The following is a 26,851-nucleotide window of genomic DNA, read 5'->3' on the forward strand; positions in this document are numbered from 1 at the left end:
GATTTCTCCAATTGATTTTCCGGTGTAGCGGTTTCCGACGTCTCGGAAAACCAAGTAGTTCTCTCAAAGTTACTTTTATTAACGGCTCTGATTTCATTTCCTTTAGAAAAAAATGGTGTTTTTTTGGAATTATTTAAAAACCAATAAAAAACAACAACTTAAAGAGGGATAAAAACTAAGATTACTGGATTTAAAACTAAGAAATGGAACTATTATGAAAATATGGTCTCAAGTTTGAGATAAAGATTGGCACGTTTTAAGTATATTGAGCGAGTGACATTAGGGGGAAAGGTACAATTGGTAGAATGCCAGAAAGAGAAAAGCCCCTTTTCCTTTGAGAGAACCGGGGCTGGTTGGTAATCAGATCCTATGAGGAGATCATCGAGAAATGAACATATTATCGTCTTACCGAGTGCATCCTTATCGTAAAAACAAATAGCGGTGAGAGATGAGAGGCTAATTATTCAATAATAAGCACGCTTGCCGAAGTTTCCCTTGCTGAATACCCACGTCTGAGCATGAACAGCAAGGTCAACCAATAACTACTGCAATAGTGACATCGCAGAGTTAGGCAACTGTTTAGCTTGGGCAAGTATCGAAGTACTTGCTTGCTGCAATATTTGAGCTTTCGTCATTTGCGTCGTTTCTTTCGCAAAGTCAGTATCTTTAATACGGCTGTTAGACGCGTCAACATTCTCTTGAACGTTCGCCAAGTTATTAATACTGTGGCTTAATCGGTTCTGTTTCGCACCTAAATCCGCACGTTGAGAATCCACATACGTCAGTGCTGAATCTAGAACACTAATAGCATTTTGAGAGCCAGCGACAGAAGTTAGGTCAATATCTTGAACAGTCGTATCACGACCTTCACTGCTAATACCTAGTTCAGATGCCAAGCCGCCAGAAATCGACATTGGGCCTTCTAAATCTGGTTCAGCAACGAACACTTGTAAGCGTCCATCTTCTGTGACAGAAGCGTTCACTAGGTGCGACTGACCATTAATGTATGTCGCAAGTTCTTCGATATCGTCACCAGCTTTGGTTTGGATATCTAGGCTGATTTCTTCACCTGCTTTGGTTGTGAATTCGAACTTCAAATCACGAGCGTTAGCAGGTACCTGCCAATCTTTATCTTTACCATTTTCAGAATCGAACGTTGTACCACCCATACGGAAGTCATCAGCACGGATACTGGTTAGTGCCATAATCATAGCTTCACCAGAGTTAGAACCAATCTGGAATGACGCTTCGCCGAATGAACCATTAAGAAGGCGTCGACCACCGAAAGACGTGGTTTCTGCAATACGGTTAAGCTCATCTTGAAGTGCCATAGACTCTTCATTCAGTGCTTCACGCTCAGCTGGTGAGTTAGTACCGTTAGCGGATTGAATCGCTAAGTCACGCATACGTTGAAGTACACTCGTTGACTCGTTCATCGCACCTTCTGCGGTTTGCGCAATTGAGATACCATCGTTAGCATTTCGCATCGCTACGTCCAAGCCACGTGACTGTGCTGTCAATCGGTTGGAGATCTGCAGGCCCGCTGCATCATCTTTTGCACTGTTAATTTTATGCCCAGAAGATAAACGCTCCATAGAAGTGTTTAACTCACTTGAGGCTTTATTTAAGTAACGTTGCGCTGTCATAGCGGATACGTTGGTACTTACGGTAATAGCCATTTTGCTCTCCTTATGAGTTCGCAAGCTTTCTGCGAAGCGGCCAGCTTTACTCTCATTTGGATAAGCACTGACCGTAAATTACTCGCTAAATCCCCTACGGGAATTTAAAAACTAGGTAAATATGTTCTGTTTAATATACATACAAGTTGTATGCCAAGTTTTAAAATAAGTAACAATAAAAAAATTAACCCTTTATATCAGGGAGTTATCATTCTCAATGATGATACAACTACACTTAATTTTGTTGTTTCTCACTTAAGGGGCAACTGCCGCTTCCCCAATTGCCGCTTTTTGCCGCTTTGGTTCCTAATCTCTATTCAAGGAACCAAAACATATGGCTTAGTTATCTCTATGCTCTTAAGGCTTTGCACATAAGGCGTTTAGAAATAATCCGAAGCGGCTTAGATATAATTAAACAATGTCAGGTCTTTGGTTTTACCAAATGCCTGCTGTGAAGCTTGTAATGCTCGAGAGTTCTCATTGAATTCAATGATGGCTTTTGAGTAGTCCAAATCTTCAAAATTACTTTTTGACTTAGCTAGAGATACTTTAAAGTCTTCGTGTTGCTGCTCTTGAATATCTAAAGTACTTAGCCTTGCACCTACATCCGTTCTCGCTTTGTTTAAGTGAATAAACGCAGCGTGAAACTCCTCTGTGGCTTGATGAAGCTTCGCAGTTGCAGACGCATCCGCAACCGATGAGTCCGCCCACTTCATCGCATCCTGGAACGTATCAAAAATGGTAAACGTTTCACGAGGCTCCAAAGTGATAGAGTCACCTTTGGTTATTTGGCCTTTAAACTGGATATTGATGCCTTCGTACTCGATTCCCGTTGATGGTTCGAATTCTTTGGCATCGACAACACTGCCATCTTTTTCAAGCTGGTAACCAAACTTACCGTTCTGCATATCTACAAAGGTGACTTTGTAAGTCGAGGGATCTTGATAAGTCGTGCTAGTGGCACGCTCTAAAAGCAATTCAGAGGCGGCCTGAAGATCGTATTGGGGCTCGAAATCACCGTATGGATTGTCAATTTCCATAAAGAGCTTGCTTCCAGGATCGTTCATCGCCATCTCAAAGCTGCTAGCGACACGCATTTTCCTCTGATAATCATCTCCAGCGTAAGTCACGTTACCTTCGTTATCTCTAAAGAAAGGCTGACTTTTCGGTTTGGTACCAGCAAAGGTGTAGTTACCTGACTCATCTTGCGTATTTGCTAGGTTCAAAAAGTTATTCGCAATTTCTTGAATCTCACGTTTCTTCGCGTAGCGGTCTTCCGGAGATAACGCACCATTAATCATTTCCATAACGGTACGCTTTGCTTCATCCGCAAAAGTTTCTGAGTTCGCAATAATAACTTCGTGATGCTCTAGACGGTTTCGAACCAAGATAATGGCATCAACGTACTGCTTTAACTGTTCAGACTGCTGCCCGATATTTTGCAGATAGTGTGTCGCAAGTGGATCATCACTTGGCGACATCAACTTTTTACCAGACGCGAGTTGCGCTTGATTATGATGCACTTTGTTCTCTTGTCGGCGCAGATCATTTTGTACCGACTGATAGTTATGGAAGCTTGAAATTCGATTTAACATTTAGCCTCCTTATCTCAGTGCCAAAATGGTGTTAAACGTATCGTTCGCCGCCTGCATAATTCTTGAAGACGCCATATAAGCTTGTTGAAACTTCATCATGTTAGCCGCTTCTTCATCAAGGTTTACCCCCGAAACCGAAGCGATACGTTCTTGCGCCGCTTGCTTTTCAAGCTCTGCGATGTCACTCAACCTAGTCGCGGTTGATGCCTTCAAACCAGTGTTGGTGTTGAGGTTGTGATATATGTCTAATACCGTAGATTCGTTGTTATCCAATTTCTTGTCTGTTTGGATATTCTGCAATTTACGCAAGTTACCGTTATCACCTTCCGATGGAACTAAGTTCGCGGTGAATTTATCGTTCGCAATGGCACCTTTCGTTAATTCAAACGTTGTGCCTTGTACTGTTACCGGCTCTGTTGGTGGGTAAGGCTGAGGTTGTAATAGCACTCGACCTTTTGTATCTGTCACAGCAAACTGATCGCCTTTTGGAGAAACAATAACTTCAAATTCACGTAAGTCACCGGCGCCTAAAATCTTGAATTTGGCGCTACCTTGAGCAAACGTTGTCGACGCTTCGTAACTTTGCGCTGCGATGGTTTTAGGATCATTCGTTTCCATTTTCATCATCGCTGCCGAGTTACGCGTAGGTCTAAGTAGTACTTTTTCACCAGCTGCAGGAGGATTACGAATCTCTACAAGCATGCCGTCGATATAAAAACCGTTACTACTGGAGTCGGTGGTAACTTTTACGGTTTCACCCGTTGGCTTAGTCACGTAATAATCTGAGCCGTCGTACTTCACACCGTACTCGCCCCCTTTCAATTGAGAGGTATCGGCAATGTAGACGGCAAGATCGGCTTGAGAATTGCCACTCGCGACAACACGAGATTTAGCAGACAGTTCAGAGTTAACATCAGTGAACATCAAGCCACCAATGTTGCCTCGCAAATCTAAGCCTTGTGATTGATAGCTGTTTACTTCGTGCGAGAAGGACAGTGCCAAACGGCCAATTTCGTCCATCACGCCGGGTATCAGATTGTCACGCATGTCTAGCATGGCACCGATTTTTCCATCGATATCTTTACTCGTGATAGGCTTAAGCACTTTGCCTTCAACAATCGCGAGGCGCTTTTGGTGAGCATCAGGTTTGCCATCAATCAGCTTTAATTGGCTTGCTTCAGAGCCAGACACTAGAGTATGACCATTGCCGATATGTACATTGTACCCTTCCGCATTCGAGCGAGGGGTAACCGTGACTTTGGTGTATTCAGATAATTCGTTGATCAACTTTTCATGTTGGTCGCGCAAATCATTATGCGGCCCGGGCGTTCTCATCATCAGCCGATGAATATCGCGAATTTCAACCGCCAGTTGGTTCATTCGCTCTACACCCATTTCCAACTTCTTATTGGTCACATCGGATTGCTTACGTACGGTTTCATGGAATTCGTTGACGGTTTGGCTAATCAGCCCCGCTTTTTCAAGTACCACTTTACGAGCACCAACATCATTAGGGGCGTCTGCCAATGTTTTTACGGCATCGAACCATTCATTCAAATGCTCTGGGATTTTCTTGGATGCGACAGAAGACAACATGCTGGAAAGCATATCGATGTTAACTTCCCCATCACTTTTATTGGCGGCATTAGTTGTCGATAGGTTGAGTTCATTAACGGCAAATTGGTCCCATGAGCGGCGAACATTTTCCACATGCACACCCATACCGTAGGTTTGACCACCATACTGACGAGGATCATTCACTCCCTGAATGACAGATTGACGGCTGTAGCCCTCTGTATTCACGTTAGAAATGTTATGACCAGTTGTATTTAACTGTCTCTGAGCAGTAAGAACACTTTGTGTACCTACATTCAGAAGATCCGACGCCATAATGCCCCCAAAAACTTAATAAAATCAGCGTTAACTGACTAACTAAGTATATAAAAGCAAAATATGTGCCAAGCTATAGTTCACAAGGGGTGAGGAGTTAATTTGGATAGAAAAAGACTCGCGAATGCGAGTCTTAGAAGTTATTTCATCTCATCAATTTTAGCTTTCACTCGAAGCACTTTGTCTGCGTAATTCGGGTCCGTTGCATAACCGGCTTTGTGTATGCCATTGATAAAAGATTCTGAACTCGCATTCTGTTGAAGTGCAGTTTCGTATCTTGGGTTCTCGTTCAAGAACTTCACATAATCTTTAAAGCTATCTTCAAATGATTCGTAAGAACGGAAAGAAGCTGATTCTTTGACTGCTGTTTTACCATGGAACTCTAAAGTTTGAGTAGCAACCTTATCGCCTTTCCAGCTACGATCCGCTTTTATATTAAACAGGTTATTGCTGTTACCAAGTGAGTTCTTCACCATTTTGGAGCCCCACCCAGTTTCAAGAGCAGCTTGTGCGATAAGTAATGACGGATCAACACCTAGTGCTTGCGCCGCTTTCTCTGCATATGGACGCATCGAAGACACAAATGATTCAGGCGAATCAAAAGATGCAGGCTGAGCTTTTTGAGCCTGTTTAATATCCAGGTTGGCTGCAATATTACGGGCTTTTTCTTCATCGGTTGGAAGGCGTAACGTTGTATCAAAGGCTTCGTTTCGCATTCTAACTTCCGTTTCATCGGTACCTTGACCGGCACTTAGCTGCGCCACGATCATATCCGCGAGCCCTAAAGAACCAGAAGCACTTAGTTCACTCGACATTTGGTCATCGAGCATTTGACGATAAAACTGCTCATTTTGACTGTTTAGCATGTCTGATTTAAAACTAGAATTCGCGTCGCGCATTGATTTGAACAACATTGAAGTAAAAATAGATTCAAATTGCTTCGCCGCTGCTTTAAGCGCTTCTTGCTCACTGCCATCTTCACCATTTACCGCTTGCTGACGAAGTCGGTCTAAACTGCCAATATCATGGATAAAACCGATGTCATTTTGATTCTTGATCATGTCATCGCTCCTTAAATAATGATCAGTTGACCTTCAATCGCACCAGCATGTTTAAGTGCTTGAAGAATTGCCATTAAATCAGATGGTGCTGCGCCGACTTCGTTGACTGCACGAACGAGATCGTCAAGCGTCAAGCCAGGTTCAAATTTGAACATTGTGCCGTCGCCTTCTGTCACCTCAATATCAGTATCAGGTACAACAACCGTTTGACCACCGCCAAAAGCGTTAGGTTGACTAACATTCAGATTTTCCTTAATCGCAACCGTCATACCACCATGAGTCACAGCAGCAGACTTAAGCCTTACATGCTTACCAACAACGATAGTGCCTGTACGTGAGTTAACGATAATTTTTGCTGAACCTTCGGCCGGATCAAATTCAATATTTTCAACCGCGGATAAGAAAGCAACACGTTGGCTGATTTCGCGAGGGGCGCGAACTCTAACTGAAGTCGCATCCACCGCGGATGCCATTTGTGGACCTAAGAAATTATTAACCGCATCAGCTAAACGTTGAGCCGTTGTAAAATCGGATTGAAGTAGATTAAAAGTAATATGGTCACCACGACCAAATGGCGTTGGTATCTCTTGTTCAACAATCGCACCGCTAGAAATCAAACCTACATTTGGGTTATTACCGACAATTTTTGAACCATCGGCCCCTTCAGCACTAAATCCACTGACCACAAGGTTACCTTGCGCCACGGCATAAACTTGCCCATCCAAACCTTTTAAGAACGTTTGTAACAAGGTACCGCCACGTAAGCTTTTCGCAGAACCAATAGAGGAAACCGTGACATCGACTTGTTGACCTTGCTTAGTAAAGGCAGGTAACTCCGCAGTAACGATAACCGCCGCCACGTTTTTTGTTTTCGGTTTCGTTCCTGGCGGAAGCTGAATACCAAAGTTCTGCAGCATTGCGTTAAAGCTTTGATCGGTAAAAGGAGTCGATTCACCAGTACCTGGAAGACCGGTGACAAGACCATAGCCAACTAATTGGTTACTACGTACGCCAGCGACTTTCGCAACGTCTTTAATACGTGCGGCTTGGGCACTAGTGGCAAGAAACATCATGCCGAGTAGTAGAAGTGTTAGCTTTTTCATAGTCATGACCTTGTGTAAATCTTAAGAGCTGACGTCAAAACATCGACATCTGCATTATCGCTATAAAGCTACATTAAAGAATCGTGCCAAGAATCCAGGCTCTTGCATATCTTGTTGAACGCCAGTACCAGAATACTGGATACGAGCGTTAGAGACGCGGTTAGAGGCAATCGTATTATCGAAGTCAATATCATCAGGACGAATTGTCCCGCTCAAGCGAATGTACTCATCACCCGTGTTAAAGCTCATCCATTTTTCACCACGAACGACCAAGTTACCGTTCGCCAACACTTCGATGACTTCTACCGTAATGTAACCGCTAATGCTGTTACTTTGGTTAGCCGATGCGTCACCAGCAAAAGTGTTAGAGTTGCTTAAATCGTATGAGAAGTTGTATTTATCGATGGTTAACTCTTGACCACCAACAGCCAACGGTTCCATTGATGAATCGTTCGATTTAGACATATCCGCATTGGCTTTTTTAGTCGCTCTAGTATTTTCATCTAGCGTTACTGTAATGATATCGCCAATACCGCGAGGCTTAGAATCGTCATACATGCTGCCAATGTAGTTGACGTTAAACAACGACCCCGTCGCTGCAGCGTAATGCTCCGGCTTTTCCTTTGGATGAATTGGCGCCCAAGCAGGGTCTCCTGCGATTGGATCCGTTCTACCGCGAAGTGTATCGACAATACCTGCACTTTCTTCTGAAGACTTATCACCTTCTACCGCATCCACAATCGTTGTCGCATTTTCAGTTTCCGGAGTTTCGATCGGCTCCAACATGGTACAACCTGTCATTGAAGCAATCATTGCTAAGCAAAGGAGTCGTTTCATAGCGATACACTCTCTGTAGATAAAACTAATCGTTATAGTTGTTGGTTAACGAAACTCATCATCTTATCGACAGATGAAATCACTTTAGAATTCATTTCGTAAACACGCTGTGCTTCAATCATGTTTACCAATTCTTCTGTTACGTTTACGTTTGATGTTTCGAGCATGGACTGACGAATATCACCTAAGCCGTCAATACCTGGGACCCCTTCCTGAGGATCACCACTTGCCCCAGTTGGTAGGTATAAGTTTTGCCCGATAGGCTCAAGACCACCGGGGTTCACAAAGTCAGTAATCGTAATTTGTCCCACCACTACGTTATTTTGCTCACCGCGGATTCGGACCGAAACCTCACCGTCATTACCGACAGTTATCGAAATCGCATCTTCCGGAATAACAATTTCAGGCTGAAGCAAATAACCTTGGCCAGTTGTCACAATTGAGCCGTCACCATTAAGTGTGAACTGGCCATTTCGGCTGTAACCAATATTCCCATCAGGCATTTCTACTTGGAAAAAGCCATCGCCTTCGATCATCATATCGAGGCTATTGGTTGTCGTTTGAGCGTTGCCGTGTGTATGAACTTTTTGAGTCGCCACGACTTTTGAACCAGCACCTAACATTAGTCCGCTTGGAAGTTCAGTATTCTGAGAAGACTGACCGCCAGGTTGGTTAATGTTTTGGTAGAACAAGTCTTCAAACACTGCGCGGCTTTTCTTAAAACCGATCGTTGACGCATTCGCCAAGTTATTTGAAATGGTTGAAATGTTGGTTTGTTGGGCATCTAAACCAGTTTTACTTACCCATAGTGCTGGATGCATAGCAATCCCCTTAAAAAAATCGGTTAGCTCATACGAAGCAGTGAATCAGACGACTTATCCATTTCTTCTGCTGTGCTCATCATTTTGACCTGCATTTCGAATTGACGCTGAAGGTCAATTAAGCTGGTCATCTCGCCTACGGCATTGACATTACTGCCTTCTATCGCACCAGTCAGCAGCTTCACTGCCGCATCTGCCTCGTATGCCTGATTTGGATCTTTTGAACGGAATAAACCATTCGTATCTTTAAAAAGAGTTTGGTTATCCGGTCGCACTAATTTAATGCGACCTGCAATTTCTAGCTCTTCAGCTGGAGCACCTTGAGGAAGAACCGAGATAGTACCGTCGGTCCCTACTTCAACTTTGCTCAAAGGAATAGGAAGTGTAATTGGAGCGTCGTTGTCACCTAATACCAAATGGCCGCTGCCATTGGTTAACAACCCGTTTTGGTCAATTTTGAGATTACCATTTCGGGTTAGGCCTTCTTGGCCAGTTTTATCCATCACCGAGATCCAACCGTCGCCTTCAACGGTAACATCTAAGTCACGACCAGTAGTCACAACACTACCCTGCGAGAAATTATGTCCTGGGCGTTCAGTCATGCTAAACACTCGAGTTGGCATGCCTTCACCATACGCCTGCATCGAACGAGCTTGTGCTAGATCTGCACGAAATCCCGTTGTGCTTACGTTAGCCAAGTTGTTTGCGCGTAACTGCAAAGCTTGCATATTTTGCTTTGCGCCACTCATGGCAAGAAACAGTGCACGATCCATAATTTGCTCCAAAAAAACATCTTCTGAAGGCTAAATAAGCAATAGGCATGCCACGTTTTACAATCTGTTGTATTTCAAACAGTTATGTAAAATTAGAGATAGATGTGAGGGTGTTCGAAGAGAATTATTGGAACTGAGTTGCCAGAGGCAATTAGGTGCGGCAATAGATTGCGGCAAAACCGTTCATAGCAAAAATGAACGATACTATGAGACGGTACTTGGCTTATTAAAGAAACCAAGCACCGCATTCGCAGATAATTGCTGTCAGAAAACGATTAACGAATCTGAAGAATATTTTGCTGTAGCTGGTTATGAACTTCCAGTGAACGCGAGTTCGCTTGGAAGTTTCGCTGAGCAGAGATAAGATCAACTAACTCTTGAGTCATATCGATGTTTGACTGCTCAAGGGAGCCGTTGTTAATGCTACCAAATGAGCCTTTATTCGATTCACCCCAGATTTTATCACCAGAGTAATTCGTTGAGTCCCATTGTGTACCGCCTTTCTTATCTAGACCTTGTTCATTTGGAACTCGAACCAAACCAACACGCCCTAGAATAACGTTTTCGCCATTCGAATAAGTACCTAAAACGCTACCATACTCATCGAAGTCGATTTTCGTTAAAAAGCCAGTTGTTGCACCATCTTCGTTGAACTTAGTCAGCTCAAACGGAGCCGCAAACTGAGTTGAAGAGTCTAAGCCAAAGTTCAGAATTTGTGTCACATCCGCACCATTTAGGTTAATAGGGTTTGCACCCGCACCTAGCGCTTCAGATGTAATTGGTTGGCCATTGTTTAGGCTTGCCAATGTACCATCGTTGTTAAACTTCATCGTATGTCCAACGTGACCCGTTGCATTCGCAGCATCACCACCCGTGATATTAAGTGGTTTCTCACCTACATCATCCGTCATAGTGTAATACGTTTGCCACGTATTTGGCTGTGTTGAATCTTTCAAGTAGTAGGTCGTTAACTTGTACGATTGACCCATTGAATCGTAAACCGTCGACGAAGTCGCGCGGTTGAACGTGTCTGGATCTTGGAAGTTAAACAGTGCTGGATCTTTCAAATCACCATTTGCTGGTAAATTCACCCCAACATCGATGTTTTCTGTCTGCTTTGGTTTACCAAACTCAGCAGGAATGTCTATAGGCTTTGGCGCATAAGACAGAACTTCACCACTGTTAGGATCTACATCATAGCCCAAAAGAAACTCATCGTTACTAGTAACCATGTAGTTATCTTTATTCAAGTGGAAGGCACCATTACGAGTCAGTTCATTGATCTCTGGAACCATACGATCTTTCGCAACTGCGAAGAAACCAGTACCGCTCACTCTTAAGTCCATTGGGTTATTCGTATAAATACTTGAACCTTCGTGGAATTGTTGAGCTACTTTGTTTGCTTGCGCACCGCCACCTGGGGTGGTTTTAGCATTAGTAAACAAAGAGCTAGAGTAAACATCGCCGAACTCAGCACGCGACTCTTTAAAGCCAAACGTGTTTGCGTTCGCAATGTTGTTACTGGTTGTATTCAGATCTAACTGAGCGGCGGATAATCCGCTTAAAGCAATATAAGACATTCCAAAATTCTCCTAAATCTAGCTAGCATAATTACTCGGTTAAGAGCTACGCTTTGCCAACTTCTAGTACTTCAGCAAGTCGAACTGGCGAAGAAAAACCAGCCAGATTGAGCAGTACGTTGCCATCACCTTTACCAAGAAGCACGCTGTTCACGTTCGCATAAGTCGAAACAGGGAACTCAGCAGTTTCTCCATCTAGTAAACCCGCAGCTTTCACATTGTATTTACCAGCCGGCAATGGATTACCGTTTTCGTCATTTCCGTCCCATTCAACACGTGTATCACCTGCAGGTTGAGCGCCCACTTCAAAAGTACGCACTAACTGGCCAACTTCGTTTTCAACACGGACCATTAAATTGTCCATCGCTTGAGGAAGTTTCACCATTGCCGCCATTCCAGCATCTGCCTGTTTCACACCCGCCGCACCAGGAACCAATACATCTCTACCAACTAATGAAGAAGCCTGTAATGCTTGGTTAGAGGTCATCGATGAATTCAAGCTTTCAAACTGTGTATTCATTTTCCCGATGCCATCAACGGTCGCAAATGAAGCCATTTGCGCAATCATCTGGTCATTACTGACCGGCTTAAAAGGGTCTTGTTGTGCAAGTTGCTTGGTCAACAACGATAAGAAATCTTCTTGATTAAGATCCTGCTTACCTGTTGTTTCGTCTGGCTTCTTGTTGTCTTGAAGACTTTTAAGCTGATCAACATAGGACAAGCCGCTTTGACCAACATTATTGATTCCGGCCATATGCTACCTCCTTATCCTTATTGACCCATCTGCAGCGTACGCAGCAGCATTTGTTTACTCGAGTCTGCTACCTGCACATTCGTTTGATATGCGCGAGAGGCAGAAATCATATTTGCCATTTCTTCCATAACATTAACGTTAGGTTTGTAAATGTAGCCTTCGTCATTTGCTAATGGGTGATCAGGGTTGTACTCCGCACTCAGCGGTTTATCACTTTCTACAATACCCAATACTTTTACAGGCACCGTGTGGTCACCGTTGTAACGCGCTTTGTTTAACTCAGCACCAAACACTGCATGGCGAGCTTTGTAAGTATCTTCAGCTGAACTACTTACGCTGTCTGCGTTTGCAAGGTTTGAAGAGGTCGTATTTAGACGAACAGACTCAGCACTCATCGCAGAACCAGTTACATTGAATACATTAAATAAGCTCATCTAATTATTCCCCTTTAATTGCTTTCGTTAAGTTCTTAAATTTACTTCCTAAGAAGTCCAGCGACGCTTGGTGTCTAATTTGGTTTTGCATGAAAAGGTTTCTTTCCAAATCCAAATCAACGGTGTTGCCATCACCAGTATCAGGTTGTGTAGGAATACGATAAAGCGTTTCCCCAGGCACATTAGTAGAGGCAGAAATATGCCGACCGTCCGTACGACTAAGACCAATGCTTGCCCCCGAACTTGCCGCTTGCAGAGATTTCTGAAAATCCATTCCCTTTGACTTGTAGCCGGGCGTGTTAGCTTGCGCGATATTGGTGGAGATCACCTCAGCGTTGCGCTCACGTACACCAACTGTGTGTTGGTGGATGCCTAATGCATTGTCAAAAGAAATAGCCATGTAAACCTCAACTCAAGAACTGACTTTCATAAAATAACTAAAGCAATCTTCATACCAACTTTAAATACAACAACTGATATTTAATGATTACTTCAATTTCACAGTGCAGCCTGCAATATGCAAGCCAAAAATTAGAGCTCTTTTGGAATGTCACTCTTGTTTAAAGATATATCGAATCCTACAAAAAAGAAAACCCAGCACTAGGCTGGGTTCATTTTTCTTACACTGAAGTGATTATTTTAACTTATAAATAATACCTGGATTACAACGTACCATTTCAAATCGATCGGTTAAGCCAGTCAATGACTCTGAAGCACCTAACAGTAAGTAACCACCAGGGTTCAAGCTATTTGCCATTTGGTTAAGCACTTTTGATTTCATATCAGGAGAGAAGTAAATCAATACGTTACGACAGAAAATAATGTCGAATTTACCAAGCAACGCATAACTATCCATTAAGTTCTGTGGCCTAAAGTTAACCATGCGCTTGACGTTATCTTTTACTTTCATCCGGCCATCACCTGCATCTTCAAAGAAAGTACGACGACGTTCAGGAGAAAGGCCTCGCCCAAGTGCTAGGTTGTCATAGATACCCGCACGGCACATATCCAACATACTTGCTGAGATATCCGTTGCGGTGATCGATACATTGGGCAACATACCAGGTTTACGCGATTGAGTTTCCAAAATCGTCATGGCCATTGAGTATGGCTCTTGGCCTGACGAACTCGCCGCCGACCAGATTTTGATTGGGCGCTTATTTGCCGCTATTTCCGGCAATAACTTATCCGCCAACACAGCAAACGGGTAAGTATCTCGGAACCAAAGTGTCTCGTTTGTTGTCATTGCATCTACAGCGGCAACACGCAACTCACGGTTTCTTCCTGTTACTACATCTCTTAGTAAGTCAGACAGCGAAGCCAATTTAAATTTTGCAACTAAAGGACTTAGTCGGCTACGAACTAGGTATTGCTTACTATCCCCTAACACGATGCCACATTGAGATTCTAAAAAACGGCTGAAATCGCGATATTCTTGATCACTTATTGTTATAGCAGTCATTAATGTCTCTTTTAGTTAGTTAACGCAGCTTTTACTGCAGCACCAAGCTCATCTGGATTGAATTTAGCAATGAAGGAGTTCGCTCCAACACGCTCAACCATAGCTTGGTTAAATACACCACTTAAAGAAGAGTGCAAAATTACGTATAAATCTTTGAGTTCTGCATGGCGTCTAATTTCGGCAGTTAATGTATAGCCATCCATTTCCGGCATTTCGATGTCTGAAATAACCAACGAAATTTGGTCATAGATGCTGCCTTCACCTGCCATCTCCACCAATTTTTCGTATGCTTCTTTGCCATCTTTCGCAGAAACCACTTCAAAGCCAATGGACTCAATCGCACGCTGAACTTGTTTACGTGCAACCGTTGAATCGTCAGCAATTAAAATACGACGAACAATTTCTTTTTCTGCTTCCACTTGCGCTATTGATTCACCAATAGATGCATCCATGGTTTCATCAACTGGCGAGATTTCTGCCAAAATCTTTTCTACATCAAGAATTTCTACAAGTTCGTTGTCAATATTAGTCACGGCTGTTAGGTAGTTTTCTTTACCAGAACCATCAGGTGGTGGAAGAATCGCTTCCCAGTGCATATTCACAATACGGTCAACAGAACTCACCAAGAAAGCTTGTATCGTTCGGTTAAACTCAGCAATAACAACAAAGCACTTATCAATATCCGTTGTCGGACGCCCACCAACCGCTAAACTCAAATCGATAACAGATACGGTTTGACCACGAATGTGCGCCACACCTTTAACTAAATGGTGTAGATTCGGCATAAGTGTCAACTTAGGACACTGTAATACTTCTTTTACTTTAAAAACGTTGATGCCGTAGCGCTGACGCCCCATTAGGCGAAAGGTTAATAATTCCAATCGGTTTTGACCGACGAGTTGTGTACGCTGATTCACCGAATCAAGAATACCCGACATAAGCTCATCTCCATATCAAACTTTTATGAGAAAAAGTGTTAGTCTACTACAGGCTACGAACCACCAGAGAAACAGAATGATGTATTATAATTCAAGTCTACATCCTTTTTCCATAACTAAGTGTAGAGCTTTCTATAAAACTTTTGCTAAGTCTATCGGCATTTTAGCAATTTTGTTTAGTTTTTTTGCCAATGCAGCGACTTCAGAACAGGTGGATGTGATCCGTGCCGCGGCAGAACAGCATATACTGGATACTGTCGAGCAACCTTTTGGTGGTGAGCTAGTGATTACTGCCGCAAACATCGATTCTCGCATCAAAGCAACTGATTGCCCAATTCCTTTAGAAACAAGCGCCTCTACAACCAAAGCAACAAGAAGCAGTATCACGGTTCTTGTTCAATGTATTCCCGATGAATGGCGTATTTATGTGCCTGTTCGCCTATCTATGTCTGTTCCTTTAGTCACCGCCAATCGCTCAATCGTCCGCGGTGAAATAATCGGACAATATGATGTCACTATGACAATGATCGAACTAAAACGATTCAGACGCGAAGGCTTTTCACTACCAGAGCAAGTCGTCGGAGCAAAAGCTAAGAAGAATATTAGACCAGGGAATGTCATCGAACGGGGTGACGTTTGTGTGGTATGTCGAAATGAAAAGGTTGTGATTCAAGCCGTGAAAGGTGGTATGACGATCACAACAAAAGGGACGGCACTCTCTGATGCCTCCGCTGGAGACCAAGTTAGAGTGAAAAATGATAAGTCTCAGCGTATAATTGAAGGAATAGTAACGGGGATTTCTGAAGTTACTGTGTATTTTTAGTCTGCCATTACCCAATATTCTTGTGTGGCGCACCGCTTAAAAGCTTGCCACTAATAATGAATGGTGTTTTATTAGCCTCATTGGTTGAATATTTAGCTAAAAAAAGACTAAAGTATTCGAACCTTATGTCGATATTGACTGTACAGGTTCCCATTTTTGTAAATAAGGCTTTTTTATATGGCAGGCATAGATAACATTCGTTCAGGACAAACTTTAACGACAACAAGTCGCAGTCCTGCACGTGCCGATTCAAACAACCAAACGGCTCGTTCAGATACCGCAGCAAAATCCCCGGCAAACAAAGACGCAGTATCTCTTAGCCAACAGAGTAAAGCGATTGGTCAGCTACACCAAGATATGGCTTCACAGCCAAGCTTTGACAGTGCAAAAGTTGCCGCTATCAAAGAAGCAATCGCTAACGGCTCTTATACCGTTGACCCAGAAAAACTAGCTGACAACATGATCAAGTTCGAAGATGAACTTAAAGGCCTTTAAGGCATAAGATTTAAATAGGTTTTGTTATGGCCGCGTTAGCAGATTTAGTCAATTTCCAGCTCCAAAGTGCTCAGTCTCTCGCTGAACTGTTGGAATCTGAAAAACACGCGATAACAAGCCGCAACTCCACTGAAATTGAGAAGATTGCCAAGGATAAAATGGGCTTGGTAAGTCAACTCAATCAGACAGACCAAAGAATAGCTTCCCATTCGAATGTGGCTGAATTATCCGAAAATCCTGAACTAAAAGCCTTAGTTTCACAGATTCAGTCCATCATTCACGATTGTCAGCAAGCTAACCTAGTCAATGGAGAAGCACTCAACCGTGCTCAACTGAGTTTCAATAAACTTAATAATATGATGCAGCAAAGCCACGGTAAGATCGGAATGACCTATAATGCCGGAGGTCAAACTCACACGGTATCCACTTTGGGCACTAATATAAAAGCTTAATTAACAAGTTTTCTTTAGACCGAATACAAAAGCGGCAAAGTAATCACTTACTTTGCCGCTTTTCTTTTTGCTTCATCGATGCGCTATCTGGAGGAGCGCATCGTCGGTAACTAGCTAGCCAACATTAGAATAGAGTTTGTTGCCTTTTCTCTGGTACTTGCTGTACTTCACCATAATCACGTAGCTTTTCCATCTTCTTAATATCAAGCTGCAATTCGGTTACATAGCTGTCGCCAACAGGGTAACTACGGACGACTTCTGCACCACGAATAACGCCATCAACGGCTCCTGACGTCAACTCAGTCCCTAAGCGTTGATCTTCTAATGCTGCACGCCCGCTGACACGCATGCCATAAACTTGTTCAGCGAGTTCACGGTATGCGTCAATTTTTGAAGCTCGCATTGCGCGAATACGTTTTTCTTCATCATTACGCCCAGCTTGTTCGCTAATACTTGCATAACCAACCGCAACCAAAAAGTCATCCGATCTCATGCTTTGTAATGGCTGACAGCCAACGAGCAGTATGGCGGCTAAAACAAATATTACCTTCTTCATGTGACGAACTCCTAAGGGCGAAGAATAACTGTGTATGGCTGTGTAAGCGTTGGATCTGAACGAATAATAACGCCATCTTGAGTACGAATGCTATTTAATGTGTCCAAATCGCGACCTATACGATCGGCAGGCAAGAAGCCTTGTGCAGTAGCAACCACCACTCGGGTTTGCATACCTACAACACGTGCGTTAACCAATACACCACCTTCTTGTCGAAGCATAGTCCCAGTTAATACATATTGTACATCTTGCTCCTGCGCTAGGTTTTTCCAATCACGACTGATGGCAAAATCGCCTTGTTGAGTAACCTGAATCGAGCCTGTCGTTTTAAAGTCGACAACTTTAAATCCACGACGTTGAAATTGATGGATAAAACCTTCAGAGACGGAATTCCCTAGCCAATTCGTTGCATCCATGTTCTGTAAATCAACGAACGAGGTAATCGCAATTGGAGTACGAGCGGAAACACTGGTGTTCGATAAGATCAGATCTTCCGTCATGCTCTCCACAAAGAAATCCATGGTGTGGCGAGGACTGTCCATTAACATAAATTGGCTGCCTGAATATTCAGACTTACCGTTATAGATGGGTGAGTATGCGCATGATGTTATTAGCATCACGGTCACCACAACAAACCATTTTTTCATTGTACTAATCTCCAGATAGTATTTAGTGCTTACCGCGCCAATGAGTTCTCTACATTCGATTCTTCAATGGATTACAATGTTGGAACGGTCTTTGCTTTTCGTTACTTGTCGAGTTAAGAAAAACAACACCAAAATCAGCTTACAAAACATAAGCAATATTTATACCCAACTGGTAACAACAAATGAAAAAAATATTTTCTTTTTTATTTTCAATAACTTTAGTGACCTTTGCATCTTTTGGTGCGAAAGCATCTTGGTATGAAGTTACCGGGGTTGCCGCTATTGTCTCTTCAGAGAAAGCGGCAAGAATGCATGCATTAGAAGATGCATTGTATAAGGCTGTTCAATTTTCTGGCGCAGATATAGGCAGTATTAGCAATATCATGCCCCTTCTAGAAGATGAGCGAGAAGAGTATCAATTCACCAATCATGAAGTTCGTTACATCTTAATTGAAGAAGTGAAGACTCGTGGCGGCAACATGCAGATCAAAGCCAGAGTCGATATCTACCCTTCGGCAAATGGTTGCCATGTCAATCAATACAAAAAAACCTTTCTGGTCGGGAATATTGATGTGGCCTCACCACAGCAAGCGGTAATGGGTAAGATTTACAAAGTAGGTGATGACTTCAGCCATGTGGTTAATCGCCAATTGTCGCAAGAATCTCGCAGTTTTGTTTCGGTAGGCACAACCGACTATGAAATAAACAAGCGCCAACCTGAAATCTTAAAAATGATTGCGCAAGATACCGGTGCCCAATACATCATTGGTGGTGTGATCACCGATCTAACCGCGACAATAGAAAGTAAACTTCTCCAAGACGACATCATTAACCGACAATTTGCCTTGGAAATGCAGGTATTCGATGGAAAAACAGGCCATGAGGTATACAACAAGGCCTACCGAGAAGTCGCAAAGTGGCCGTTCCCTAAGACCAGTGAAGTCGATACCCGAAGCGCGCGTTTTTGGGCGTCCACATACGGAAGCATGATGCTACGTGTCAGCCGAAACATCATGCTAGACCTAGAATCACAAGTATCCTGCAAAATTACACTTCCAGAAGTGTCTGCGGTATTCGGCAATACTGTCACGATGAGCCTAGGACGAATGCACGGAGTGAAAGAAGGCGACAAACTTCAACTATGGCACACCGGCTCTTTTATTGACCAAAATGGCTTACCTCGTAATAAGGTATCGCAAAGTGGCATGACTTTAACGGTGTCACGTGTATACGAAAATGAAGCAGAATTAACCGTTGATAGAGCCAACCTAGCCGCAAGTATTCAAATAGGTGACGTTTTACAAAAGGTCATGTAAATACCACCAGCATGACATCATTCATCAATACAAATAGTGGGCACCTTCAGCCCACTATTTTTTGCAATCAACAGCTCAGCCTACCTGACTGATTTTCCTAGATATAACAATTTACTGACATCCAAATTGCTTACACTTGAAGCAAATTTTTTGGCTAAAGCTATACTTACTAATCATATACGCAATTAGTACGCTTTCCGTTTTACGTGATTTGTCGTAATCTGCTATTAATATAATTGTTAGTTAAATAGATATGAGCCAAAACAACTTGATTGGCAGTACTGGCCACCGATTTATCTCTAAAGGCAAGACAGCCTATAAAATTCACATCCATACACCTGACGATACGGTATTACACCGTTCAGTTGGGTTTGTGCGTATGGGGGAGCAAAAAGCGCTCAAAAAAGCACTCAAAATGAGGAATGAACTCGGAAAAGAAATGTGGGGGAAATTTTGGAATAGAGTGCTTAAAGAGCCTTACCTCATGACAAGATTACCGCATAGCCTAGAGCCCAAAATCGTTTTTAAACCTAACCCCACTCTTGCAGACCCTGAGCATAGGGATGAATGTTATATCGCGAAATGGCGTGTCTTCAGTGAAGATGGGAAATACAAATACAAAACGAAAGTCTGTTCAATTAAGAAACACGGTAAGCTTGCTGCTTATTCTCAAACCAAAAGAGCCCTGCTCGAAGCCTACAAAGATTGTATCGATTTACTGATTTTTATGGGCCGCTTAAACAGCATAGATTTGAAATAGCCGATCTCTCGGCTATTCAATATCTGGTTAGCTGCGACAAACTTCGGATAATGCCGCTAACCGCCGGCGAGACTCTTTCACATAAGGGTTCGTCTGATCCCACGCATAGCCAGCCAAGATCGAGCACACCATTTGCTTAATTTTCGGGTTTGGATCGTCATAGAAAATGACATCTTGCAGTTCACCTGAATACCACCCTTCAACATAAGTTCTAAAGGTATCCACTCCAACCATCAAGGGTTGAGCGTATTCAGTTTGCCAATCGACCGTTTTTCCAGAAAGCTGCTTCACCAGGCACTCTGTCGCAATATCAGCAGACTTCATCGCAATAGTGACCCCTGATGAAAAAACAGGGTCAAGGAATTCTCCCGCATTTCCAAGCAGCGCATAACGATCCGTTGCAAGATGCTTTACATTCGCAGAATAACCACCAATCTCACCAACCGTGTTAGTAAACTCCGCTTTATTCAGCACTTCTGCCAAACCAGGTTCTTCGTTAGCAATTTGTATTAAGGCTTCTTTTAAGTCTGTAGGATATTTTTCAAAGAACTCCGGTTCCCCCACCACTCCAAGCGATGCCGTGCCGTTACTGAACGGGATCAGCCAATACCAAACGTCCGAGTTCTCAGGGTGAACAGAAATCAAGATTTTTTCTCGGTCATATTCAACATCAATTGAATTACAATCGATGTTATCTGTTACATGAGTAAAAATGGCTTTTCTCGGTGGCAAACATGAGGACTCTTCCAGCTGAAGCATGCGTGGTAATACACGGGCAAAACCGCTTGCGTCTAATACGTACTCGGCCTCCAGCAAATAGTCATCCCCACCTTCAACTCCAACTCTAAGCACAGCATGAGATTTCGTGAATGAGATTTCTTTAAGCTCGTGTTGATAGTCAATATCCACACCTTGACGTGATGCCTCATCAGCTAAGACTTTATCAAACGTTCCCCTCTGCACTTGGAACGTCGTGCCAGGCCCTGTAGAAAACTTGTCTGTAAAGTCAAAACTGGTATAAATGCCGCGCTTTCGAAAAGTCGCGCCATCCTTAAATTGAAACTTAGCGCGATTAACCGCCTCGGTCATTCCCGCTTTTTCAATGACTTCCATACAGGCTGGAAGCAGGCTTTCACCTATAGAAAAGCGAGGGAATACGCTTTTTTCAATCACTTTTACCGCGATGCCCTGTTTATGTAACAGTACTGCCGCGACAGAGCCCGAAGGCCCTGCTCCGATAATAACGACCTGAGTTGAGATTTTTTTCATATTCTTGGCCTACGATTCAATCTTTAATTGCGCTTGCAGACAGCTCCAACAACGTGTGTCCAAGACCAATATTGTCTGCTCTTGTACTAACTTTAAAGCCTGCTTCTTCCACGATCTCTAGGAAGTCTTCACTGCGGTAGAAACGGCTATTACCATTCGCCAAACATGTAAAATACAAAGACGTCGCGTTCAAGCTGTACTCGGCTGCATCATACTTTTGCGCATCCCAAAACAGCTCTAAGATGTAAACACGATCACTCTCACCCACGTTGGCTCGAACTCGTTTTAAAATACTTAGGATCTCCATCGGAGAAAAACAGTCTAGAAACTGACTCATCCACCAAACATCGGCGCGCTCAGGCAGAGTTTGCTTCCTATCCAACATGTTGGCAGGAAACGGGGTCACTCGATCTTCAAAGCCATTCGCTCGAGCATTGCTCATTGCCATCTCAAGTTGCTGTGGCAAGTCAACAATCGTGATATCGACACTTTTATCATGGGTGCAGCATTGCATCGCCCATTTTCCGGTATTACCGCCAATATCAACGATCGTTTTAGGCTTATGCTTAAATACCGTTTCTAACAAGATAGGAAATGAACGATCTGAATAGAAATGATCAAATTTGAACCAGCTTTCTTTCGCTTTTTCAGGAAGTTGAGAAAGGCCTTGATAGATCGTTTCCCAATGCCCTAGCTCTTTCAGCCCCGCAGGTTCACCCTTCTCAATAGATTCAGTCAAATGCATCATTGCTGCATAACAAACGTCGGCTGTGAAATCCATATTGGCATTCGTCATTCCATCATGAAGAAGGAAAAAGCCTAAATTGCCCAATGAATAGTTCGGTTTAGTCCACAGCACGATATTGGCGCTAATGGCCATATCAAGCAGCACTTTTACTCCGTATTCTGATACACCCGTTTGTTCAGAAATTTCGGCCGCAGACAAACCGGACTCTCCAGCTTTATCTAACGCTTCAAAGATTTTCAGATCACGTAGGGTTCTTGCGGTATGAAAGACAATCGGCGCAAAAGATAACTTTTGAGCTTCAGTTTTAGCTTCTAGTGCGCTAAATGGATCGATATGATGTTTAGTAGACACAAATAACCTATCTAATTGAGTGGATTACTGGTTTGCAGCTGCTCTAGCCAGTTTATTTTTAATATCAGTGTTCAGGTTATTAATCCAACGGTTGTAATTACGGTGTATATTGCCGTCACTGTATTTTAGGTTTTCAGACTCAACGTAGGTAATTGAATAGAATTTGTCTGAATACATAATATCGATAACCGCATGATGGCTACGTACAAACAACTCACCACGCATAAGCCCTGGTTTGATTTCAGACACTAACCAGCCGCGATCAACCGCAGCATCATAGATAACTGATTTAACTTGTTTACTTTGAAGATTATACGCAACTGGAGTATCCTCAACGTTCAAAACAGGCTGCACTCGCCCACATCCCGCGAGTAATAAAACTAACAGCAGTGATATCGCCACTTTTAAGTGTTTCATATAATTTCCTCATTCGTCTTATTATATAACGCTGTAAGTATTCAGTCAGACTCAAACTAAATCAATATCCTATGTCAAATCAGTCACATTTATTGTCCTTTAATATTGAAAGTTGGAATGCTTGCGCGCTAGAGCTTACAGAGACCACTCAATGGGAAGTCTGGGCCAAGACTTTAGAGTGGCCGAGTGAAGGGAAAATCGATGCGTCGCTTATTCCTCCAATGATGCGACGCCGCATGAGCATTCAAAGTAAGCTAGCAGTACAAACAGCACTGAGCGTACTCAACAGCCAAGATATTGATTATTTAGTTTTTTCGAGTCGACATGGCGAACTGCATCGCACCGTGACCATTATTGAGGACATCCTCAACGGTGAAGACGCGTCACCAATGGCGTTTGCTCAATCAGTCCATAATACGGCAGCAGGGTTAACCACTATTGCCTCGAAAAAGCCTATACCGGTGACCTCTATTGCCGCTGGTGAAAATACATTTCACAACGCTCTACTCGACGCCTTCATTTTTCTTGATGAAAACCCAGAGCGCAAAGTACTACTGATTGATTTCGATCAGCCGCTACCTTCAATTTACCGAGAATTTGAAGAGCAAAGGTTTTCAGATTACGCAATAGGCTGTGTTTTATCTTCCGGAGATCAATTCAAGGTTCAACGAAAAGCCAGCCGCGATAATGCGTCATTCGAAATCTCACCTCTTCCACAAGGGCTACAATGCTTTCAACATTTCCTTCTACATAGCGACTCTTGGGAAGTGAATAGCCCTAAACAGCAATGGTTGTGGAGCCGTAATTCATGATGGTTAAGCTCAATCAATACTGGCGTGTTTTTGCCACAGGGCTTTGTTTCAGTATTTTTGGCTTAGGGGGGCTAACACTTAGCTTTATCGTCATTCCTGTCATCGCCTTGTTTAACCCTGTTGGTGTCACTACCGAATTAAGAGTACAACGCCTTATCCAAATAACGTTTGACTGGTTTTGCCGAGTGATGAGGTTCACCGGCGCCATTGACTATAAAATTTCAGGCGCTGAGCTCATGCAATCGGATCGCCATTGCCTCATCGTCGCCAATCACCCTAGCTTGATTGATTATGTGTTAATCGCCTCTCAATTAAAGCAATGCGATTGCTTGGTCAAAGCCGCTATTTGGTCTAACCCTTTCATGAAGCGCATTGTTCAAGCTGCAGGGTATATCCCCAATAAAAATCCAGATGACCTAATGGCGCGTTGTGATGAACGTTTTAAGCGCGGCAATGTGCTCCTCGTCTTTCCAGAAGGTACCCGAACAACTCCCGGAGCCGAACCAAGCCTACAACGAGGTGCTGCTCAAATCGCAACACGCACTTCAACGGATTTAAGAGTTGTAAATATAACCGTTTCGCCTAGTTTTCTCACAAAAGAGAAAAAATGGTATCAAGTACCAAAAACGAAACCCTTTTTTCATGTCGAAGTCAAAGGTACTATAGAGGTTGAGCCCTTTATTGAGCAATCCAATAATTTAACGACTGCAGCGCGACGCTTGAATCGCCATTTGTCGGAAGTTATTTTCCCCGAAGATTGCCATATTACGAATAAAAAGTAGGTCACAGTGGAAACATTACATAACGAGTTAAAACAATTAATCATTGATGCTTTAAACTTAGAAGATATGTCAATTGAAGAGATCGAAACCGAAGCTCCATTATTTGGTGATGGCTTAGGGTTAGATTCTATTGATGCATTAGAACTAGGTTTAGCAATCAAGAAAAAGTACAACATCGTTATTGATGCTGATGACTCTAATACTCGACAACATTTTGCTTCAGTGGCTAATTTAGCTAATTACATTTCGTCTCAAACTGATAAATAGAAAGAATTTGTTATGACAGCAGTAAACAAACAAGACGTATTCGTACAGGTACAAGATGCACTGGTTGAGCTATTTGAGCTGGAAGCAGACGAAATCACACCTGAAGCGCACCTATATCAAGATCTTGACCTAGATAGCATTGATGCAGTTGACCTCGTTGTTCACCTACAAAATGTGACTGGTAAGAAAATCAAACCTGATGAGTTTAAAGCCGTTCGCACCGTTGATGATGTTGTAGATTCTGTAGTTGAATTGCTTAAGGACGCTTAATGCGACCTGTATTGGCTGCGCTTTCGGCACTGATCCTATTTGCGTATCCACTTGCCGTTTACTTCGGCATTAATAAATTTGGCATTCAGTCCGTTGGAGCGGTGTTAGTCGTTTTCTTTGTTATTCGAATTTTTTCAAGTTCGCAAGCAAAGATCAAAGAACTTAAGCAACTGGCTTGGATTAGTGGACTAGCAGGCATCACGCTGCTTTCCTTAGGGATGCTATTCAAACAACACGGCTGGTTAACTTATTACCCAGTCGTTGTTAGTTTGTATATGTTGGCTGTATTTGCGAGTAGCTTAAAGCAACCACAAACCATTATTGAGCGGCTCGCCAGATTACAAGAGCCCAATCTACCGGAGAGTGGCGTAAGTTATACAAGAACCGTGACCAAAGTTTGGTGCGCATTCTTTATTATCAACGCTTCCATAGCCTTATACACTTGCTTCCAATCATTAGAAGTTTGGACACTTTATAACGGCCTCATCAGCTACTTGCTCGCGGGTTCCCTCTTTGCCATCGAATGGCTTGTTCGTCAAAAAGTACGTCACAGCGAATAACTATGAAATCAACCAATTCTAAATTTTGTACCTTAGATCAGATCATGGTTACGCATCGAGATGTCAACGATGTGGTCTCGTTCGATGAAACCGAACAACAAACCTGGCAAAACTTTTGTCACAGCGTTAGCGAGTTATCGGAACGACTAAGCCAATTACCAACACAGAAATTCGCCATTTGTGCGCAAGACAGCTATTGGTTTGCTGTGGCATTTATGGCCTGCACTCAAGCAAACAAGCAGATCGTGTTACCAGGGAATTACCAACCCTCGGCGTTGGAAGAACTCTCGGTTCATTTCGATGGATTGCTGCATGACCAAGCCGTCGCCCCTATTCCAAACGTTGTTAATGTTGACTTAGGCGACCTATCCAGCAGCAATTCAAACTTTAGATTCAAAGCTCTGGATTTAGAGCATACTTCGTTAACGCTATTCACATCGGGTTCGAGTGGCATTCCAAAGGCCATCTGCAAGTCTCTAAAAGAAATATCTATCGAGTTAGAGCAACTGGAGTCCCAATGGGGAAACCAAATAACAGGTGCTCGTATTCATAGCACCGTTTCTCAGCAGCATATCTATGGCCTTTTATTCCGACTGCTTTGGCCGCTGTGTGCTCGTCGTCCTTTTTCTCGACAGAACTTAGAATTCCCCGAGCAAGTCACCCGAATCGCTAATGACGACTGCGTGCTCATCAGCAGCCCAGCGCTAATCAAACGTATGACCGAAGACGACTCAAGCGACAATATGAGAGCGGTGTTTTCATCCGGTGGGCCATTGAGTCACGACGCGTCCCGCCAGGCTAAAGGCTTGTTCGGCACTCTTCCCTACGAAGTCTTTGGCAGTACAGAAACAGGAGGCATCGCTTTTAGGCAACAGCTGACTCCCACTACGCCATGGACGCTGTTTGATTGCATTGAGGCAACCTTAAATCAAGAACGCTGCTTACGCTTAAAATCCCCCTACATTGATGACAACCATTGGTACCAAACCGCTGATGAATGCGAATTGATCAACGACCGACAATTTGTTCTTAAGGGCAGAACGGATCGCGTTATCAAAATTGAAGAGAAAAGAGTGTCGCTCGTCGAAGTGGAAAAACGTTTGGAGCAATTAGACTGGGTATCTGAATGCGTTACCGTTCCACATGAACAAGATAACCGGTTAATTTTGGCGTCTGTTTTGGTTCTTTCTGAAAATGGTAAAATCAAATTAGAACAACTAGGAAAAGGCAAGTTTTGGCTGCTACTTCGTAAAGAACTACGAGAATGGTTAGAGCCTATCGCCATTCCTAGGCGGTACCGCATACTTGAAGAGATCCCTTTAAACAGCCAAGGGAAACGCTTAATGTCGGTTATAGAAAAACAGCTTACTGACGATTAATAAGACCATTAGCTCAAGTC

Annotated in this window: 30 protein-coding genes; 11 read left to right on the forward strand and 19 right to left on the reverse strand. The window is 43.1% G+C overall.

Annotated elements, in window-relative coordinates; translation table 11 throughout:
* Positions 1-542: 542 nt before the first annotated feature.
* The 14 genes from ACHUFI_RS20305 to ACHUFI_RS20370 all read right to left on the reverse strand — a co-directional run bounded on the left by ACHUFI_RS20305 (position 543) and on the right by ACHUFI_RS20370 (position 14,927).
* Entirely contained in the window at positions 543-1,679 is a 1,137-nt protein-coding gene (locus ACHUFI_RS20305) for a flagellin (protein WP_394252486.1), read from the reverse strand.
* Between the two features lie 401 nt (positions 1,680-2,080).
* On the reverse strand, positions 2,081-3,274 hold the full coding sequence (gene flgL / locus ACHUFI_RS20310) for a flagellar hook-associated protein FlgL (protein ID WP_394252488.1): 1,194 nt from the start codon (positions 3,272-3,274) through the stop codon (positions 2,081-2,083).
* A gap of 9 nt (positions 3,275-3,283) precedes the next feature.
* A complete protein-coding gene (gene flgK / locus ACHUFI_RS20315; RefSeq protein WP_394252490.1) occupies positions 3,284-5,164 on the reverse strand; it encodes a flagellar hook-associated protein FlgK in 1,881 nt (626 codons plus the stop codon).
* Positions 5,165-5,304: 140 nt separating this feature from the next.
* Positions 5,305-6,225 (reverse strand): flagellar assembly peptidoglycan hydrolase FlgJ, encoded by a 921-nt coding sequence (gene flgJ / locus ACHUFI_RS20320; protein WP_394252492.1) that lies wholly within the window; start codon positions 6,223-6,225, stop codon positions 5,305-5,307.
* A gap of 11 nt (positions 6,226-6,236) precedes the next feature.
* The gene (locus tag ACHUFI_RS20325; RefSeq protein ID WP_394252494.1) at positions 6,237-7,328 is read right to left on the reverse strand and encodes a flagellar basal body P-ring protein FlgI; all 1,092 of its coding nucleotides are present in this window, start codon (positions 7,326-7,328) and stop codon (positions 6,237-6,239) included.
* Positions 7,329-7,388: 60 nt separating this feature from the next.
* Positions 7,389-8,165 carry a flagellar basal body L-ring protein FlgH gene (gene flgH / locus ACHUFI_RS20330; RefSeq protein WP_394252496.1) on the reverse strand — a complete coding sequence of 259 codons (777 nt, stop codon included), beginning with the start codon at positions 8,163-8,165 and terminating at the stop codon, positions 7,389-7,391.
* A 32-nt stretch (positions 8,166-8,197) separates the two neighbouring features.
* On the reverse strand, positions 8,198-8,986 hold the full coding sequence (gene flgG / locus ACHUFI_RS20335) for a flagellar basal-body rod protein FlgG (RefSeq protein ID WP_394252498.1): 789 nt from the start codon (positions 8,984-8,986) through the stop codon (positions 8,198-8,200).
* 23 nt (positions 8,987-9,009) lie between these two features.
* Positions 9,010-9,759 carry a flagellar basal body rod protein FlgF gene (locus ACHUFI_RS20340; protein WP_394252500.1) on the reverse strand — a complete coding sequence of 250 codons (750 nt, stop codon included), beginning with the start codon at positions 9,757-9,759 and terminating at the stop codon, positions 9,010-9,012.
* Positions 9,760-10,034: 275 nt separating this feature from the next.
* Complete coding sequence (flgE, locus tag ACHUFI_RS20345) at positions 10,035-11,339, reverse strand: flagellar hook protein FlgE (protein ID WP_394252502.1); 1,305 nt, start codon at positions 11,337-11,339, stop codon at positions 10,035-10,037.
* A gap of 46 nt (positions 11,340-11,385) precedes the next feature.
* Complete coding sequence (gene flgD, locus ACHUFI_RS20350) at positions 11,386-12,093, reverse strand: flagellar hook assembly protein FlgD (protein ID WP_394252504.1); 708 nt, start codon at positions 12,091-12,093, stop codon at positions 11,386-11,388.
* Between the two features lie 17 nt (positions 12,094-12,110).
* Positions 12,111-12,527 (reverse strand): flagellar basal body rod protein FlgC, encoded by a 417-nt coding sequence (gene flgC, locus ACHUFI_RS20355; protein WP_137357585.1) that lies wholly within the window; start codon positions 12,525-12,527, stop codon positions 12,111-12,113.
* Positions 12,528-12,531: 4 nt separating this feature from the next.
* Positions 12,532-12,927: a flagellar basal body rod protein FlgB gene (gene flgB, locus ACHUFI_RS20360; RefSeq protein ID WP_394252506.1), complete on the reverse strand. Its 396-nt coding sequence runs from the start codon at positions 12,925-12,927 to the stop codon at positions 12,532-12,534.
* A 234-nt stretch (positions 12,928-13,161) separates the two neighbouring features.
* The gene (locus tag ACHUFI_RS20365) at positions 13,162-13,989 is read right to left on the reverse strand and encodes a protein-glutamate O-methyltransferase (RefSeq protein WP_394252508.1); all 828 of its coding nucleotides are present in this window, start codon (positions 13,987-13,989) and stop codon (positions 13,162-13,164) included.
* Between the two features lie 11 nt (positions 13,990-14,000).
* A complete protein-coding gene (locus ACHUFI_RS20370; RefSeq protein WP_394252510.1) occupies positions 14,001-14,927 on the reverse strand; it encodes a chemotaxis protein CheV in 927 nt (308 codons plus the stop codon).
* A gap of 76 nt (positions 14,928-15,003) precedes the next feature.
* Here ACHUFI_RS20370 and flgA point away from each other — a divergent pair, with 76 nt between their 5' ends.
* The 3 genes from flgA to ACHUFI_RS20385 all read left to right on the forward strand — a co-directional run bounded on the left by flgA (position 15,004) and on the right by ACHUFI_RS20385 (position 16,697).
* Positions 15,004-15,750, forward strand: a complete 747-nt coding sequence (flgA, locus tag ACHUFI_RS20375; RefSeq protein ID WP_394252512.1) for a flagellar basal body P-ring formation chaperone FlgA — start codon at positions 15,004-15,006, stop codon at positions 15,748-15,750.
* A 177-nt stretch (positions 15,751-15,927) separates the two neighbouring features.
* Positions 15,928-16,245 carry a flagellar biosynthesis anti-sigma factor FlgM gene (gene flgM / locus ACHUFI_RS20380; RefSeq protein WP_394252514.1) on the forward strand — a complete coding sequence of 106 codons (318 nt, stop codon included), beginning with the start codon at positions 15,928-15,930 and terminating at the stop codon, positions 16,243-16,245.
* Between the two features lie 26 nt (positions 16,246-16,271).
* The gene (locus ACHUFI_RS20385) at positions 16,272-16,697 is read left to right on the forward strand and encodes a flagella synthesis protein FlgN (RefSeq protein WP_394252516.1); all 426 of its coding nucleotides are present in this window, start codon (positions 16,272-16,274) and stop codon (positions 16,695-16,697) included.
* Between the two features lie 124 nt (positions 16,698-16,821).
* On the opposite strand, the gene flgP is transcribed toward ACHUFI_RS20385, so the two are convergent.
* Positions 16,822-17,253, reverse strand: coding sequence for a flagellar assembly lipoprotein FlgP (gene flgP, locus ACHUFI_RS20390; RefSeq protein WP_394252517.1), 432 nt, complete (start codon positions 17,251-17,253; stop codon positions 16,822-16,824).
* An 11-nt stretch (positions 17,254-17,264) separates the two neighbouring features.
* A complete protein-coding gene (locus ACHUFI_RS20395; protein WP_394252519.1) occupies positions 17,265-17,900 on the reverse strand; it encodes a FlgO family outer membrane protein in 636 nt (211 codons plus the stop codon).
* Between the two features lie 182 nt (positions 17,901-18,082).
* Here ACHUFI_RS20395 and ACHUFI_RS20400 point away from each other — a divergent pair, with 182 nt between their 5' ends.
* Positions 18,083-19,216, forward strand: coding sequence for a flagellar assembly protein FlgT (locus tag ACHUFI_RS20400; protein ID WP_394252521.1), 1,134 nt, complete (start codon positions 18,083-18,085; stop codon positions 19,214-19,216).
* Positions 19,217-19,469: 253 nt separating this feature from the next.
* On the forward strand, positions 19,470-19,976 hold the full coding sequence (locus ACHUFI_RS20405) for a Fe3+-citrate ABC transporter substrate-binding protein (protein WP_394252523.1): 507 nt from the start codon (positions 19,470-19,472) through the stop codon (positions 19,974-19,976).
* A 27-nt stretch (positions 19,977-20,003) separates the two neighbouring features.
* On the opposite strand, the gene ACHUFI_RS20410 is transcribed toward ACHUFI_RS20405, so the two are convergent.
* From ACHUFI_RS20410 to ACHUFI_RS20420, 3 genes are read right to left on the reverse strand one after another with little or no spacing between them, the layout of a single operon-like run.
* Positions 20,004-21,245 (reverse strand): NAD(P)/FAD-dependent oxidoreductase, encoded by a 1,242-nt coding sequence (locus ACHUFI_RS20410; RefSeq protein ID WP_394252525.1) that lies wholly within the window; start codon positions 21,243-21,245, stop codon positions 20,004-20,006.
* A 16-nt stretch (positions 21,246-21,261) separates the two neighbouring features.
* Positions 21,262-22,344: a methyltransferase gene (locus tag ACHUFI_RS20415; protein ID WP_394252527.1), complete on the reverse strand. Its 1,083-nt coding sequence runs from the start codon at positions 22,342-22,344 to the stop codon at positions 21,262-21,264.
* 24 nt (positions 22,345-22,368) lie between these two features.
* The gene (locus tag ACHUFI_RS20420) at positions 22,369-22,761 is read right to left on the reverse strand and encodes a hypothetical protein (RefSeq protein WP_394252529.1); all 393 of its coding nucleotides are present in this window, start codon (positions 22,759-22,761) and stop codon (positions 22,369-22,371) included.
* Between the two features lie 71 nt (positions 22,762-22,832).
* On the opposite strand from ACHUFI_RS20420, the gene ACHUFI_RS20425 reads away from it, so the two are divergent.
* From ACHUFI_RS20425 to ACHUFI_RS20450, 6 genes are read left to right on the forward strand one after another with little or no spacing between them, the layout of a single operon-like run.
* A complete protein-coding gene (locus ACHUFI_RS20425) occupies positions 22,833-23,573 on the forward strand; it encodes a beta-ketoacyl synthase chain length factor (protein ID WP_394252531.1) in 741 nt (246 codons plus the stop codon).
* A complete protein-coding gene (locus tag ACHUFI_RS20430; protein ID WP_394252604.1) occupies positions 23,573-24,355 on the forward strand; it encodes a lysophospholipid acyltransferase family protein in 783 nt (260 codons plus the stop codon). Before ACHUFI_RS20425 ends, ACHUFI_RS20430 begins: the two co-directional genes overlap by 1 nt.
* A 6-nt stretch (positions 24,356-24,361) precedes the next feature.
* Positions 24,362-24,622 carry a phosphopantetheine-binding protein gene (locus tag ACHUFI_RS20435; protein ID WP_394252533.1) on the forward strand — a complete coding sequence of 87 codons (261 nt, stop codon included), beginning with the start codon at positions 24,362-24,364 and terminating at the stop codon, positions 24,620-24,622.
* Positions 24,623-24,634: 12 nt separating this feature from the next.
* A complete protein-coding gene (locus tag ACHUFI_RS20440) occupies positions 24,635-24,892 on the forward strand; it encodes an acyl carrier protein (RefSeq protein WP_394252535.1) in 258 nt (85 codons plus the stop codon).
* The gene (locus tag ACHUFI_RS20445; RefSeq protein ID WP_394252537.1) at positions 24,892-25,452 is read left to right on the forward strand and encodes a COG4648 family protein; all 561 of its coding nucleotides are present in this window, start codon (positions 24,892-24,894) and stop codon (positions 25,450-25,452) included. The genes ACHUFI_RS20440 and ACHUFI_RS20445 overlap by 1 nt, the downstream gene beginning before the upstream one ends.
* A 2-nt stretch (positions 25,453-25,454) precedes the next feature.
* The gene (locus tag ACHUFI_RS20450) at positions 25,455-26,831 is read left to right on the forward strand and encodes an AMP-binding protein (protein WP_394252539.1); all 1,377 of its coding nucleotides are present in this window, start codon (positions 25,455-25,457) and stop codon (positions 26,829-26,831) included.
* The last annotated feature ends 20 nt before the right edge of the window (positions 26,832-26,851 follow it).

The organism is Vibrio profundi (genome assembly GCF_043642225.1).
In the GTDB taxonomy this organism is placed as follows: domain Bacteria; phylum Pseudomonadota; class Gammaproteobacteria; order Enterobacterales; family Vibrionaceae; genus Vibrio; species Vibrio profundi_A.

Coding starts and splice junctions, on each gene's coding strand:
- ACHUFI_RS20305 (WP_394252486.1), bottom strand. CDS start 1,679: ATGGCTATTACCGTAAGTACCAACGTATCCGCTATGACAGCGCAACGT.
- flgL (WP_394252488.1), bottom strand. CDS start 3,274: ATGTTAAATCGAATTTCAAGCTTCCATAACTATCAGTCGGTACAAAAT.
- flgK (WP_394252490.1), bottom strand. CDS start 5,164: ATGGCGTCGGATCTTCTGAATGTAGGTACACAAAGTGTTCTTACTGCT.
- flgJ (WP_394252492.1), bottom strand. CDS start 6,225: ATGATCAAGAATCAAAATGACATCGGTTTTATCCATGATATTGGCAGT.
- ACHUFI_RS20325 (WP_394252494.1), bottom strand. CDS start 7,328: ATGAAAAAGCTAACACTTCTACTACTCGGCATGATGTTTCTTGCCACT.
- flgH (WP_394252496.1), bottom strand. CDS start 8,165: ATGAAACGACTCCTTTGCTTAGCAATGATTGCTTCAATGACAGGTTGT.
- flgG (WP_394252498.1), bottom strand. CDS start 8,986: ATGCATCCAGCACTATGGGTAAGTAAAACTGGTTTAGATGCCCAACAA.
- ACHUFI_RS20340 (WP_394252500.1), bottom strand. CDS start 9,759: ATGGATCGTGCACTGTTTCTTGCCATGAGTGGCGCAAAGCAAAATATG.
- flgE (WP_394252502.1), bottom strand. CDS start 11,339: ATGTCTTATATTGCTTTAAGCGGATTATCCGCCGCTCAGTTAGATCTG.
- flgD (WP_394252504.1), bottom strand. CDS start 12,093: ATGGCCGGAATCAATAATGTTGGTCAAAGCGGCTTGTCCTATGTTGAT.
- flgC (WP_137357585.1), bottom strand. CDS start 12,527: ATGAGCTTATTTAATGTATTCAATGTAACTGGTTCTGCGATGAGTGCT.
- flgB (WP_394252506.1), bottom strand. CDS start 12,927: ATGGCTATTTCTTTTGACAATGCATTAGGCATCCACCAACACACAGTT.
- ACHUFI_RS20365 (WP_394252508.1), bottom strand. CDS start 13,989: ATGACTGCTATAACAATAAGTGATCAAGAATATCGCGATTTCAGCCGT.
- ACHUFI_RS20370 (WP_394252510.1), bottom strand. CDS start 14,927: ATGTCGGGTATTCTTGATTCGGTGAATCAGCGTACACAACTCGTCGGT.
- flgA (WP_394252512.1), top strand. CDS start 15,004: ATGATGTATTATAATTCAAGTCTACATCCTTTTTCCATAACTAAGTGT.
- flgM (WP_394252514.1), top strand. CDS start 15,928: ATGGCAGGCATAGATAACATTCGTTCAGGACAAACTTTAACGACAACA.
- ACHUFI_RS20385 (WP_394252516.1), top strand. CDS start 16,272: ATGGCCGCGTTAGCAGATTTAGTCAATTTCCAGCTCCAAAGTGCTCAG.
- flgP (WP_394252517.1), bottom strand. CDS start 17,253: ATGAAGAAGGTAATATTTGTTTTAGCCGCCATACTGCTCGTTGGCTGT.
- ACHUFI_RS20395 (WP_394252519.1), bottom strand. CDS start 17,900: ATGAAAAAATGGTTTGTTGTGGTGACCGTGATGCTAATAACATCATGC.
- ACHUFI_RS20400 (WP_394252521.1), top strand. CDS start 18,083: ATGAAAAAAATATTTTCTTTTTTATTTTCAATAACTTTAGTGACCTTT.
- ACHUFI_RS20405 (WP_394252523.1), top strand. CDS start 19,470: ATGAGCCAAAACAACTTGATTGGCAGTACTGGCCACCGATTTATCTCT.
- ACHUFI_RS20410 (WP_394252525.1), bottom strand. CDS start 21,245: ATGAAAAAAATCTCAACTCAGGTCGTTATTATCGGAGCAGGGCCTTCG.
- ACHUFI_RS20420 (WP_394252529.1), bottom strand. CDS start 22,761: ATGAAACACTTAAAAGTGGCGATATCACTGCTGTTAGTTTTATTACTC.
- ACHUFI_RS20425 (WP_394252531.1), top strand. CDS start 22,833: ATGTCAAATCAGTCACATTTATTGTCCTTTAATATTGAAAGTTGGAAT.
- ACHUFI_RS20430 (WP_394252604.1), top strand. CDS start 23,573: ATGGTTAAGCTCAATCAATACTGGCGTGTTTTTGCCACAGGGCTTTGT.
- ACHUFI_RS20440 (WP_394252535.1), top strand. CDS start 24,635: ATGACAGCAGTAAACAAACAAGACGTATTCGTACAGGTACAAGATGCA.
- ACHUFI_RS20445 (WP_394252537.1), top strand. CDS start 24,892: ATGCGACCTGTATTGGCTGCGCTTTCGGCACTGATCCTATTTGCGTAT.
- ACHUFI_RS20450 (WP_394252539.1), top strand. CDS start 25,455: ATGAAATCAACCAATTCTAAATTTTGTACCTTAGATCAGATCATGGTT.